Source organism: Petrotoga sp. Shatin.DS.tank11.9.2.9.3, from assembly GCF_003665005.1.
Taxonomy (GTDB): Bacteria; Thermotogota; Thermotogae; order Petrotogales; family Petrotogaceae; genus Petrotoga; species Petrotoga mobilis.
The window spans coordinates 18,397-31,488 of sequence record NZ_JGVT01000010.1 but is presented as its reverse complement, the minus strand read 5'-3'; the positions used below and the strand labels follow the sequence as shown (position 1 = coordinate 31,488).

14 protein-coding genes are annotated in these 13,092 nt (G+C 36.8%); all 14 read left to right on the top strand.

The features are described 5' to 3' along the window. Nucleotides 1-178: 178 nt before the first annotated feature. The 14 genes from BZ25_RS09820 (at nt 179) to atpC (ending at nt 13,082) form a co-directional block, all read left to right on the top strand. On the top strand, nt 179-1,234 hold the full coding sequence (locus tag BZ25_RS09820) for a hypothetical protein (RefSeq protein ID WP_121514858.1): 1,056 nt from the start codon (nt 179-181) through the stop codon (nt 1,232-1,234). A gap of 19 nt (nt 1,235-1,253) precedes the next feature. Continuing rightward, on the top strand, nt 1,254-3,293 hold the full coding sequence (locus BZ25_RS09815; RefSeq protein ID WP_158584903.1) for a S8 family serine peptidase: 2,040 nt from the start codon (nt 1,254-1,256) through the stop codon (nt 3,291-3,293). 75 nt (nt 3,294-3,368) lie between these two features. Beyond that, complete coding sequence (locus BZ25_RS09810; RefSeq protein WP_158584902.1) at nt 3,369-3,938, top strand: protease complex subunit PrcB family protein; 570 nt, start codon at nt 3,369-3,371, stop codon at nt 3,936-3,938. A gap of 408 nt (nt 3,939-4,346) precedes the next feature. Further along, on the top strand, nt 4,347-4,625 hold the full coding sequence (locus BZ25_RS09805) for an AtpZ/AtpI family protein (protein WP_121514855.1): 279 nt from the start codon (nt 4,347-4,349) through the stop codon (nt 4,623-4,625). After that, on the top strand, nt 4,561-4,899 hold the full coding sequence (locus BZ25_RS09800; RefSeq protein WP_158584901.1) for a hypothetical protein: 339 nt from the start codon (nt 4,561-4,563) through the stop codon (nt 4,897-4,899). Before BZ25_RS09805 ends, BZ25_RS09800 begins: the two co-directional genes overlap by 65 nt. Nucleotides 4,900-4,929: 30 nt before the next feature. Further along, on the top strand, nt 4,930-5,748 hold the full coding sequence (atpB, locus tag BZ25_RS09795; RefSeq protein ID WP_121514853.1) for a F0F1 ATP synthase subunit A: 819 nt from the start codon (nt 4,930-4,932) through the stop codon (nt 5,746-5,748). Between the two features lie 45 nt (nt 5,749-5,793). After that, nucleotides 5,794-6,084, top strand: a complete 291-nt coding sequence (locus tag BZ25_RS09790; protein ID WP_012208577.1) for a F0F1 ATP synthase subunit C — start codon at nt 5,794-5,796, stop codon at nt 6,082-6,084. Nucleotides 6,085-6,133: 49 nt separating this feature from the next. Beyond that, the gene (gene atpF / locus BZ25_RS09785) at nt 6,134-6,625 is read left to right on the top strand and encodes a F0F1 ATP synthase subunit B (protein WP_121514852.1); all 492 of its coding nucleotides are present in this window, start codon (nt 6,134-6,136) and stop codon (nt 6,623-6,625) included. Further along, nucleotides 6,625-7,224, top strand: a complete 600-nt coding sequence (gene atpH / locus BZ25_RS09780; RefSeq protein ID WP_121514851.1) for an ATP synthase F1 subunit delta — start codon at nt 6,625-6,627, stop codon at nt 7,222-7,224. Before atpF ends, atpH begins: the two co-directional genes overlap by 1 nt. Before the next feature lie 234 nt (nt 7,225-7,458). Beyond that, the gene (iscB, locus tag BZ25_RS09775; protein ID WP_121514850.1) at nt 7,459-8,817 is read left to right on the top strand and encodes an RNA-guided endonuclease IscB; all 1,359 of its coding nucleotides are present in this window, start codon (nt 7,459-7,461) and stop codon (nt 8,815-8,817) included. A gap of 60 nt (nt 8,818-8,877) precedes the next feature. Further along, on the top strand, nt 8,878-10,392 hold the full coding sequence (gene atpA, locus BZ25_RS09770) for a F0F1 ATP synthase subunit alpha (RefSeq protein ID WP_012208574.1): 1,515 nt from the start codon (nt 8,878-8,880) through the stop codon (nt 10,390-10,392). Between the two features lie 15 nt (nt 10,393-10,407). After that, on the top strand, nt 10,408-11,235 hold the full coding sequence (gene atpG, locus BZ25_RS09765; protein ID WP_121514849.1) for an ATP synthase F1 subunit gamma: 828 nt from the start codon (nt 10,408-10,410) through the stop codon (nt 11,233-11,235). An 11-nt stretch (nt 11,236-11,246) separates the two neighbouring features. Continuing rightward, nucleotides 11,247-12,650, top strand: a complete 1,404-nt coding sequence (atpD, locus tag BZ25_RS09760) for a F0F1 ATP synthase subunit beta (RefSeq protein ID WP_012208572.1) — start codon at nt 11,247-11,249, stop codon at nt 12,648-12,650. Between the two features lie 33 nt (nt 12,651-12,683). Beyond that, the gene (gene atpC, locus BZ25_RS09755) at nt 12,684-13,082 is read left to right on the top strand and encodes an ATP synthase F1 subunit epsilon (RefSeq protein ID WP_103065121.1); all 399 of its coding nucleotides are present in this window, start codon (nt 12,684-12,686) and stop codon (nt 13,080-13,082) included. Nucleotides 13,083-13,092: the final 10 nt, after the last annotated feature.

Sequence of the window (13,092 nt, the reverse complement as noted above, 5' to 3'; positions counted from 1 at the left end):
TAATTTGGTGTTGGACGGTATCATGATGATATAATGATATTATTAAAGAAAAAAACCTATTTTTCTCGTAAATTAGCCGTATCAGGTTTTGGTAAGTTTGAAGAAAAGAAATATTAAAAGATTGAGGTTAGTTTTATAAACAACATAGATAATGTCGAAATTGGGGAGAAGCAATATTATGAAAAAATTTTATTATGTAGGATTAATATCCATTTTGTTGTTTGCGTTGATTGGGTGTTTACCTAAAACAAATGAGCGTGTTCTTTTTAAACCAATAAATCCCTCATCGTTAGGGGAGAGTTCAATTATTTCTTACACTATAAAAGAAGAAATTACTACGACTCAATCTGAAACATTTACCCAAAGGTTGAATGATGATTTTATGAACAACAACATTTTGGTTAAATACTTTGAATTAAAAGATTTAGTAAGTGGATTAGAATCAATCCCAGAAAACTCAAATTTGTGGATTGTGGTAAATTGGTATGATTACTATGAAGCTCTGCAAGAAGGGCTTATCGATTATAATAAATTTATAAAGCCAGATGGTTACAATATTTACAGATCTTTTGATGGAATTCATTACACAAAAATCGGTGATGCAGGATATGGCTATTTCTTGGATTCTTCGACAGAAAATGCACCTAATAAAGAAGTATGGTACGCAGTAAGTTCTTATACAGAAAACGGAGAAAGTACACTCGTTGAATTAGGTTCTGTTGTTCCACTTGAGACCTTTAATATTGAGTTAATATCTCCAACTGACGAAGAAAAAAATGTTTCAAGGCAACCTACTTTTGCTTGGGAACCGACAAAAGAACTAACTTCGCCTGAATCTGAGGTGGAATACCACTATACGATGTGGATATACGATTTAGTACAAAGTGAAAATTACATACTTCCAGGTATTTTAGAAGGAGAGGATGTTATCCTATACGATTTTATGATGCAAGGAGCTGAAGAAGTTTCTGTTACATTCCTTGGAAGCAAAGGAAGTTCTGAATATGATGACTTGAGTTGGTTCTTATACTTGCCAGATGGAATTTATTATTATGAAGACGATAAGTTAGAACCCGCCAAAACATACGATTGGGGAATAGAATACACCTATGCTGTTGCTTATGACATAGATAGTGTATCAGTTTCAGTAGCCGTCGATAATGGGTATAATGTTAATCCTAAAGGTGATATTATGCCAGAAAAGCAAAATGAATTCACTACTGCGAGCAACTGAAAAAAGGAAGGAAAACGTTATGAAAATGCGTAATTTTGTGTTCTTTTCTTTATTAATATTATCAATCTTTATCTTCAATAGCTGTGTTAATTTAAATTATTTAGAAGATGAAGATGAGAGTAATACTTTTATGGAACCTTCAGACATTTCACCCATAAATTCATATATTCCTGATTTGATAAAGCTTGCTGAACGCGAATACGACGAAGATGTGCTCGTTGTTGGTTATGAAAATTTATCGGATTTAGAAAATTTTACAGATAAACTTGATCAAGAGATAGAAGTAAAAAGTCTAATCCCTGAAATCAGAGTTGCGCTTCTAAGCTTAGAAGGCCAAAATGTTGAAAATGTATTAAAGGATTTAGATAGTGAGAAAAAAATAGAAGGTATAAGATATATTGAGCCAAACTATACGGATAGGGAAATACAGGTTATTAAAAATGACCCAAATGTTATCATAGAAGAAACAGGAAGTAACGCGTTGAATCAAGTAGAGGAAGGTTATCCGGATTACAGAGAATTTCAATACGCCTTAGATAAAGATAAGATCGATGCTGAGGCCGCATGGGCAACAGCTACTGGCGCAGGTGTAATAGTGGGGTTATTAGATACAGGGACAGATGGAACACACCCTGATTTAGTGAATCAATTGAAGGAAGGTTATGATCCTTACTGGAATAAAAAGATTGATCCGAGTGAGAATTCCGATACAGACGGGCACGGTACCCATACAGCGGGTATAATAGCTGCAAAAGATGACGGTCAGGGCGTAGTAGGATTAGCTCCTGATGCAAAGATAATGCCTATAAGAATCTTTAACCCTAATTACGTTGGTGATTATGCAGTTGCTGCCGGAATAGTTTGGGCTGTAGAAAATGGGGCAGATATTTTGTCAAACAGTTGGGGAGGAGGAGGATATTCAAATATCCTAAAGGATGCCTTTGATTACGCTCTTACACACAACGTAGTGGTTGTTGCCTCTTCTGGTAATTTCACCACAGACCAACATTGGTTCTATCCTTCAGGCTTTCCAGGTGTAATAGCTGTGGCTGCTAGTGATGACAAAGATAACATCGCCTATTTTTCATCCAGAGGGGATTATGTCTCTGTTTCAGCTCCAGGAGTGGATATTATTTCAACAATTCCTGTGGAATCATTGGATGAATACGAAGGGATTGATGGTAATCCTTATATTCGCTGGTCTGGTACTTCAATGTCAGCTCCTTATGTTTCTGCCTTAGCCGCTTTAATTAAAGAAAAATGTCCAGATGCCAACGTGTACCAGATAAGAAAGATGATCGAAGTAGGAGCAGAGGATATTGAACAAGATGGTTACGATACCGCTGCCGGATATGGAAGGATTAGTTCAGATAGTTTGGATCTTGATCCAACTAATTACACAGCTGGAGCTTTACGTGTTGAGGCTATATCTGAAAGAAGCTGCGATTATTTGCCTGGAGTTAATATAACGCTGGAAAATCAAGAAACTGGGAAAAGATATTACGGGAAGACCAATGATGAAGGATATGAATTGTTTGCTTACATTGAACCAGGGAATTATGAAATAATTATTGGGGGACCTGAGTATTTGTATGATAGTGCACCAAATTACAGGATGGAAGAAGAGTTAAGTTATTCAGGTATAGTAGAAGTTGAACAAGTTGAATACGAATCAATAGAACTTCTGCCTGAAGCAACAGTTACCACCTATATACAAAAATTTGAAACAACTCAATTCAGAGCAAATTTAAAGGCAGATCTTCCATTTGAAGGAACACTGACAATATCTTTGTTAGATTATTACGAAACTCCAATAAAGACATTTGAACTTCCTAGTAACGAAGAAATTAGTATTGACCTATTACAACATATCATTGAAAGCGGCCATTATTATTTAGCTTATGAGTACGTGGGAGCAATTGCTGAAGAAGAATTTGGTATAAGTGGAGAAATTCAGATAAACAGTGAATCTATTCCAGTTGCAATACCAATTAACCAAGAAGGTAGGGGATTTATTGATGAATATGGAGGGAGCGGAATACCTTGGACTATTTTCTAAAATTAATTTGGGGTCTTCGGATCCCAATTTTATTTGCTGAAAGGATCTGATTTTCAAATGAGGAGGTTTTTAAAAATGACCACAACTCAGATAATTTTAGTAATTTCGTTAATTGTTGTGGCGGTTGGTTCTGTGTTTTTCTTATTATCCCCACCATTACAAAGTGAAACAGAGGTTGAACAAGAAGTTATGCAAGAACCTACTCAGGGATTAGAAATAGAAAAAAAACCTGTAGAAGCTTACAACTTCGACAAAGGAGAAAGTATGGAGAATTATAAGGTTGTAGATTGTTATTATAAGAGCCAGACACCTGATGTTATAATCACAAAAGATGATGTTGTAGTTAACAATGTGAGTGGCGTTCCTTTTGTTGTTTGTATTAGTGCAGGTGAAAGAAAAACTGGAGGGTACGATCTTTCTTTGAATGACATCAGGATAAACAAAGATAACTTTCAAATTTTTATAGATTTGTTTTTAAAGGTGCCAGTTAAAGGGGAGATGGTCACACAAGCATTTACGTATCCTTCAATAGCGGTAGAAATTAACGAAGTTTTGGATGTAGGAGAGTGGGAAGTGATAGTAACCATTGAACAGAAGAATGGTGAACCATTGTTGTTAAGAGAGAGTTTTACATTTTCTAATTAATATTTTTAAAGAAATATCGAGGTTTTATATTTTAAAAAATTGAGAGACGACCAAATTGGTTGTCTCTTCTTTAGTTGTTATAGCGCCCCTTCGCCCACACGTTAAGGGGTAAACCCCTTAAGATCCCCAAATCCAAAATCAAAGTTTATTATAAAAGATTTTTTTGCAAAAGGCTGCAAAAGGTAAACCCCTTAAAAACCCCAAGTTCAAAGTCAAAATCGTTTAAAGATCTACTTTGCATAATACTGCAAACCATAAGGAAAAAGGAGTTTGCTTTACCCCGCAGCCCACCCAAAAAGAAAAAGAAGTTGAGTTTGCCCAGCACCCCCCAAAGGTATTTTAAAAATAATTGAAATTTTGGCAAATAAATAGTATAATTGTTTATGGTTGTTTTTTGGAGGCTTAATTGTGAAAAAACACGATCTACGTTCACTTGGTTATTTGAACATGATCATTTATTTTGCTGTAATAGTTCTGTCAAATATATTTGTTGGTCTTTTGATAGGATATTTAATATACAGGTTTACCGACCAGCAGATATGGATGGTCTTGTTGATGTTTTTAGGGATAATTTCTGGATTATATTCAGGTATAAGGGAGCTTTTGAAAGAGGTAGAGAAACATGAAAGAGCTGAAAAAAAAGCTGAAAGAGATAGAAATGAAAACAATAACGTTAATTCTGGTTGAGACCTTTGTTCTTTCTTTGTTCTTTTCTTTAGAAGCTCTTTGGGTGTTATGGGGAGGAATTGGAGCAGTTATAGGTTTTTATTCACTTGCAGAAGAGATTAAAAAAATGACGGTTGGTTCAAAACCAAAGAAGATTTTACCCGGTTTTTTTATGAGGTACCTTTTGTATGGTGTGATATTGGGAATCGCTGCCTTTAATTCAGCTTATGCCCTTTTGTTGGCTTTTGTCGGTTTAATAAATTTGAAGATAGTTCCATTTTTATCGTATAAATAATTTTGGTAGGTAGTTGGAGGAGGTGTTCTTTTGACGAACGATAGATTGAAGAAATTTACCATCTTTCTTTTTGCCGCTTATATAGTTTTGGGGGTAATTAACTTTTTTGTTTTCGATATGAGTTTAGAGGGTGTTGGGGATAGATGGATTGTTTATTTTGGTGATGGTGGGTTCTTTGGTCAGTTGAACCCAATGACGTTGATAATGTCTTTTGCTGTTATGTTTCTGTTGATTTTAGTTGCCAGGGGCATACATTTTGAGAGGATTCCTGGAAGGTTACAAGCTGCTGTAGAAACCTTTTTTGACTATTTTTGGGAGATGGTGGAAGATTCTGTGCCCAACCCTAAGTATCGGAGACAAACTTTTGTAATAGCTATGAGTTTTTTTCTGTATATAAGTGTTTCAAACGTTCTTGGTGGGATGCCTGGAATAAACGTTGTACCAGTTGAAAATGGATTGAATGTGCAGTTGTTCACGGATACGTGGTACACACCTACCTCTGATTTAAATGTAAATCTTACGTATGCCTTGATGGTTCTAGTGGTTAGCCACTTTTTTGCTGCAAGGTCTAAAGGCGTACTTAAATGGCTTAAATCTTTCTTTGAACCCAATCCATTGTTGTTTCCTATCAATATAATCAGTGAAATAGCTAAACCAATTTCTCATTCTTTGAGGTTATTTGGCAACGTCATGGGTGGTGGGATATTGGTGTTGATTATTAGTTATATGTTGAAATATTTCGTTTTACCTGTGTTCTTGTGGGGTTTTTTTGGTTGGTTTATTGGTCTAATTCAGGCTTTTGTTTTTTCTTTGTTAACTATTGCGTATATTGGATCATTGCTGGAATAAAAAAACTTATCAAATCAAAAAAACTAGTTTAAGGAGGAGAAAAAGATGGATTTAGCTACAATGCTTCAAAATTTAGTTACTGAAGGTGGTTCCATTGGATGGGGTTTATATTATTTAGGAAAGTTATTGGGAGCAGGAGTTGCAATGGGAATAGGAGCTATAGGTCCTGGTGTTGGAGAAGGTAACATTGGAGCTCATGCAATGGACGCTATGGCAAGACAACCAGAGATGAGCGGGAATTTAACAACGAGGATGTTATTGGCAATGGCGGTTACAGAGTCAACGGGCCTTTATTCTTTGGTTGTTGCCTTGATTTTGTTGTTTGTTCTTCCATGAGTATCTATTTTGTTGAGAATTATTAGTTTTTCCCCCAAGAGGTGATTGTATGATATCTTTTAACTTAACTTCCATAGTTAATTTAGTAGGTTTTTTGGCTTTCATGTTTCTTATGTACAGGTTGTTGTACAAACCATATTTTGATATGACAGATAAAAGAAAAAAAGAAGTAGAGAAGAATTTGAATGAGGCTGAAAAATTAAGATTAGAAGCCCAATTAAAGAAAGAAGAATTGGATAAACAACTATCTGAAGCAGATGAAAAAAGGCGTGAAATTTTATCTGAAGCCGATGAGCAAGCTAAATCTATAATCAAGGCTGCTCAAGGAGAGGCTCAAGAGCAAAGGAAACTTATTTTAGACAAAGCAGAAAAAGAGGCTGAAGAGATTAAAGAAAGTGCAGCAAGAGAACTGCAATCGAGAATTGTTTCTCTGGCTGTTACGATTTCTTCTATGATATTGAAGGAGCAGATCGATAAAAAGAAGAATGAAGAGTTGATAAGAAGGGCTATAAACAGTTTGAAAGACAAAGGGGAATTGTGATGAAAGCTTCTTATTTTTTGGCTTCAAAGTATGCCCAAGCCCTTTTGGGTACTTTGGAAGAGAAAGGTGAAATTTCAAGATTAGATGAATATGTAGAAGCGTTTCAAAGGTTAAAAAAAGCTCTCGAAAGTAGCGAATCTCTTAGAGACATGGTATATAGCCCGTTGATTCCGCCAAAACATATAGTTTCAAGAATGAAAGATGTATCAGAATTTGATGATACTATTTTTGTTCAGTTTTTGGAAGTTCTGGCTGATAAAAGGCGTCAAAATTTGATTCCTTTTATGTCTCATATTTTATATCAAGAGAGTTTAGAGAGAGAAAAAGTTGTAGAAGTGAGGCTTGTGCTTCCTAATGAAGTAAGTAATACGATTATAAATCAGGTTAAACAAGCTATTCAAAATAAAACAGGAAGAAAAATAAAGTTAAGAACGCAATTCAATGAAGATCTTATAGGTGGATTACAGTTGTACATTGGAGATAAGTTTTTTGATTACTCCGTAAAAGGATTTTTAGAGGACATTCAATCTGCCTATGCCCTAAGTGGTGGAGGTCAACTACCCCCGTCTGAAAGCGGAGGCGAAAAGCCTCGGAGTTGACCAGCCTAAGTTCGAAGACAGCCTTACGGCAGATAAGGAAGACGGTCTCACGGCAAATTTGGAGAACTACGTTATTCTGGTCATGACACCTTGGAATGCCCGAGCCAGTTCCAAGCCCTGTCGTTCAACATTAAACAGGTGTACGGGGTCGAAACCAGTGTGTTGAATGTAAAAAGCCAGAATAACATTGGCGAGGCTCACTTTAACCCGAAAAGGGAGAGGAAGGTAACTTCCATGGAAAAGAAATCTGTACAACGAGTTTTTGTATTAGATAAAAACAAACAACCACTTATGCCATCTCATCCTGCTAGGGCAAGAGAGTTATTGAAGAAAGGTAAAGCAGCGGTATTTCGATACCATCCATTTACAATTATTCTGAAAGATCGTGCAGGTGGCGACACGCAACCTATACAGGTTAAGATCGATCCCGGAAGTAAGATTACTGGAGTTGCTTTAGTAGCAGATTTTAAAAATGGTAAGAAAGTAATTTGGAGTGCTGAGATTCATCACAGAGGACAAAATGTCAAAAAAGCATTAGATAGTCGTAGATCTTTAAGACGTTCACGAAGAAACAGAAAGACAAGGTATCGTAAAGCAAGGTTTGATAACAGAAAACGTTCAAAAGATTGGTTGCCACCAAGTCTTATGAGTCGTGTAGAAAACATTCTCACATGGATTAAACGTATTAGACACTTTGCACCAATTACAGGTATTTCAATGGAGTTAGTACGTTTTGACACGCAAAAACTACAAAATCCAGAGATCAAGGGAATAGAGTATCAACGAGGAACATTGTACGGATACGAAATAAAAGAGTATCTTCTTGAAAAATGGAGTAGGAAATGTGTATATTGTGGTAAAGAGAATGTACCGTTAGAAATAGAACATATCATACCCAAATCTAAAGGTGGAAGTGACAGAATAAGTAACCTAACATTAGCTTGCCACGAATGCAATCAGAAAAAAGGGAATCAATCTATCGAAGAATTCTTAGATAATAATCCAGAAAGGCTGAATCAAATTAAATCAGAATCAAAGAAAACACTCAAAGATACAGCAGCAGTCAACGCTACACGTTGGTATCTATTCAACCAGTTACAAAAAGAAGGATTACCTCTTGAAGTTGGAACAGGGGGGCGAACAAAGTACAATCGTGAGACGCAAAGATATCCTAAAAAACATTGGATAGATGCAGCTTGTGTTGGAGAAAGTGGTCAAAATGTTCAAATTGAACCAGAAATGCAAGTCTTAGAAATCACAGCGATGGGTCATGGAACACGTAAGATGTGTAATGTAGATAAATATGGTTTCCCAAGAAGTCATCGCCGATCAGAAAACGCCCCGAACGGGGTCAAGGGAAGAACATATATGGGATACAAAACAGGCGATATAGTGTTGGCAGTTATACCAAAAGGAAAAAATGCGGGTATCCATATTGGACGCATAGCAATACGACAACAACCAAATTTCAAGTTGAATGGTCTAGATGGTGTAAACCCAAAATACTTGAAGTTATTACAAAGGAATGACGGATATGGATATCAAATATCAAGAAAGGAGGGAGAAAAATTACTGCATTCCTCTCACCGTTGAAATAGGCTTCCACCTTTTAAGGAAGTGGTGAGCTTCTTGCAGTAGTTTTTCGTGAAATATTTGAGAGTTAATCCAGATGAGTTGACAAAAGTAATAGAAGAGCGTATTAAAAGTTATGAAAGTGGAGAGATAAAAGAAATAGGATGGGTAATGCAGGTAAGCGATGGTATCGTTAGGGCTTACGGTTTGAAGGATGTTATGACCAACGAATTGGTGGAAATAGAGACATCTGAAGGTGAAAAGATCTACGGTATAGCTATGAATCTAGAAGAAGATAACGTTGGTATTATCACCTTGGGAGATTACAAAGGAATAAAAGAAGGAGACAAATTAGTAAGAACCAACAGAATAATAGAAGTACCCGTTGGTGAAAAGTTGCTAGGTAGAGTTGTTAATCCTTTAGGTATGCCATTGGATGGAAAGGGTGAAATAAACACCGATGATTTTTATCCAATTGAAAGAAAGGCAATGGGTGTTGTAACTAGAAAACCCGTTGATACACCTCTTCAAACTGGGTTGAAAGTGTTGGATGCCTTGATCCCTATAGGAAGAGGTCAAAGAGAGCTTATAATCGGAGATAGACAAACTGGTAAAACCGCTATAGCTACTGATACAATTATAAACCAGAAAGGGAAAAATGTTTTTTGTATTTATGTTTCGATTGGGCAAAAGTCATCAGGTTTAGCAAGAACTATCGATAATTTAGAGAAGTATGGTGCAATGGACTACACTGTAGTAGTGGCAGCAGATGCTTCAGATCCTGCCTCTTTACAGTATATAGCTCCTTACGCTGGTGCAGCAATTGGAGAATATTTTATGTTTAATGGTAAGGATGCGTTGGTAATTTATGATGATCTAACCAAACATGCCGCTGCTTACAGGGAGATATCACTTTTACTTAGAAGGCCGCCAGGAAGGGAAGCTTATCCCGGAGATATTTTTTATTTGCATTCCAGATTGTTGGAAAGGGCGTCTAGGTTGAACGAAAACTATGGAAATGGATCTTTGACAGCTTTACCAATAATCGAGACACAGGCGAACGATATTTCTGCATATATTCCTACCAACGTTATTTCAATAACGGATGGCCAGATCTATTTAGAAACAGGGTTGTTTAACGCAGGGATAAGACCTGCTGTTAACATAGGTTTATCTGTTTCAAGGGTCGGTGGAGATGCCCAGACGAAGGCGATGAAAAGGGTAGCTGGATCTTTAAAATTAGACTTAGCACAGTACAGAGAGTTAGAATCCTTCACTCAGTTTGCTGCTGATCTTGATGAGGCAACAAAGAAACAGCTAACAAAAGGAGAAAAGCTCACTGAATTGATGAAGCAACCACAGTATTCACCAATGGAGATGGAAGAACAAGTTGCCGTTATTTACGCTGCCAATGAAGGTTATTTGGATCAGATCCCTACAGATAGAATAAGTGATTTTGAAAGACAATTTTTAGCTTATCTTAAAGAAAATTATAGGGATACCTTAAATAAGATAAGAGAGAGCAAAGACATAGCAGATGAGATAAAGAAAGAGCTGAATGAAGCAATCTCAAAATTTTTGAATGTGTTTAGATGATTGGGGTGATTTTAAATGAGTCGTGGTAATTTAAGAGCCATTAAAAGAAGGATCGCCTCTACAGAATCTACTATGCAAATAACAAGAGCCATGCAGATGGTTGCTACAGCTAGGCTCAACAAAATACAGAAGCGATGGAAAGACGTAAAAGATTATTCTAATTACGCAGAAAGAATTCTAAAAAAAGTTCCCTTTGTTGAAGAAAGCTTATACACTCAAAATAGTGAAGGTTCTTTAATCTTTGTGATCACCCCAGACATGGGTTTAGCTGGCTCTTTTCCATCTGATCTAGTTAAAGAAGCTTTAAGGGTGAAATCTAAGCTGGAAGATTTTAAAGGATACTTTGCATTGGGTGCAAAGGGCTATTCAGGTTTAAAGAGTGAAACAGTCTTGGAAAAAGAGATAAATTTATTCGACATTCCAAAGGTTGATCATGCGGAGTATTTGCTGGACATTATTTTTCAAATTATGGAAAATAAAGGCATTAGCAAGGTGAAAGTTGTGTATGGAGAGTTAAAAAATGCCTTGATACAGTTACCGAAAACTTATGATCTACTTCCAATAACAAAAGATAAATTTGAAATAGATGCCAGATACGAATACGAACCCGAGGAAGAGAAAGTGTTTGAAGATGCTGCATATCAGTATCTTCTCTCTAAAATGTATCTATTTTTATTTGAAACCAAGTTGAGTGAACTTCATGCTCGCCAGAACGCAATGAAAAACGCCACAGATAACGCGCATGATTTAATAGAAGAGTTGAACCTTGAATACAACAAGCAAAGACAAGCCTCTATTACCCAAGAATTGATAGAGATTGTTAATGGGGCGAATATGCAATAGGAGGTAATTCGATGCAAGATCAAAAGGGTAAAATAATATCTGTCATTGGACCTGTCGTCGATGTGAAATTTCCCGAAGGCCAGCTACCTAACGTTTACGATGCTTTAAAAGTAAAAAACGAGTACTCAGGTGAAGAATTAATACTTGAAGTTGAGCAATTAATCGGAGACGATACAGCTAGATGTGTTGCAATGGATTCTACGGATGGTATAAGAAGAGGTCAAGAGGTTATCAACACGCTAGAGCCAATAAAAGTTCCCGTTGGAGATACCACATTGGGAAGAATGGTCAACCTTTTGGGGAAACCTATCGATGAAAAAGGAGACGTTGAAGGGGAAGAATACTGGCCAATCCACAGGGACCCTCCATCGTTAAATGAACAAGATACATCGATTGAGATTTTAGAGACGGGTATTAAATGTATAGATCTTTTGGCTCCATTCCCCAGAGGCGGGAAAATAGGATTCTTCGGTGGAGCTGGAGTAGGTAAGACCGTTCTTGTTATGGAACTTATAAGAAATATAGCTAAAGAACACCAAGGGATCTCTGTATTTGCAGGTGTAGGTGAAAGAACCAGGGAAGGTAACGACCTTTGGCTGGAAATGCAAGAGACAGGGGTTATTGATAGCACGGCGTTGGTGTTTGGTCAGATGAATGAACCCCCTGGGGCGAGGTTCAGAGTTCCTCTAACCGCGTTAACTATCTCAGAATACTTTAGAGATAGGCAAAAAAAAGACGTCTTACTTTTCATAGATAATATATTTAGGTTTGTACAAGCAGGATCAGAGGTGTCGGCTTTATTAGGAAGAATGCCCTCTGCTGTAGGATACCAGCCAACATTGGCATCGGATATGGGACAGTTGCAAGAGAGAATAACATCCACAAAAGATGGATCTATTACCTCTGTTCAGGCTATTTATGTTCCTGCGGACGATTTCACGGATCCCGCACCTGCCACTACTTTTGCCCATTTGGACGCAAATATAAACCTTTCAAGGAGACAGTCAGAATTGGGACTTTATCCCGCAGTTGATCCATTAGATTCCACATCAAAGATGTTGGATCCCAATGTAGTTGGCCAAGATCATTACTCGGTTGCAAGAGAAGTCAAAGAAGTTTTGCAAAGGTATGAAGATTTACAAGATATAATAGCGATTTTGGGTATAGAAGAATTATCAGAAGAAGATAGACAGATAGTGAATAGAGCCAGAAGAATTCAAAGATTCTTAACTCAGCCTTTCTTTGTTGCAGAAAGGTTTACAAATTATTCGGGGAAGTATGTTAATGTAGAAGATACTATCAAAGGCTTTAAAGAAATACTTGAAGGGAAGCATGATGATTTACCTGAAAGTGCTTTTTATATGGTGGGTACGATAGAAGAAGCCGTAGAGAAAGCGAAAAAAATGAATGAATGAATGAATGAAGTGTTTGTAAGGCAGGTGGTATAAATATTTAAATTCAAAGTTGTTACCCCAGAAGGGGTAAAGTATGAAGAAGACGTTCAGTATGTAGAATTTAAAACAAAAGAGGGGTCTATGGGAACCTTAACTCAAAGGTTGCCAATAGTGACTTCTTTGAGAATCGCCCCCGTATCAATAAAAAAAGCAGATAACTCAGTTGAGAGTTTCGCCATCCATGGTGGTATTTTGGAGATGACGGGGGAGGAAATGACCATTGTTACCACCGCTGCTGAAAGATCGGAAGATATAGATGTTGAAGCCGCAAGGAAAGCTATGGAAAGTGCCCAAGAACAGATTAAGGCAACGGAAGATCAATTTAAAAAAATAAAATTACAAACTAGAATTGAAAAGAATCTTCTGAGGGTCAATATTTCAAAGAGAAAGTAAATGGCTTTTT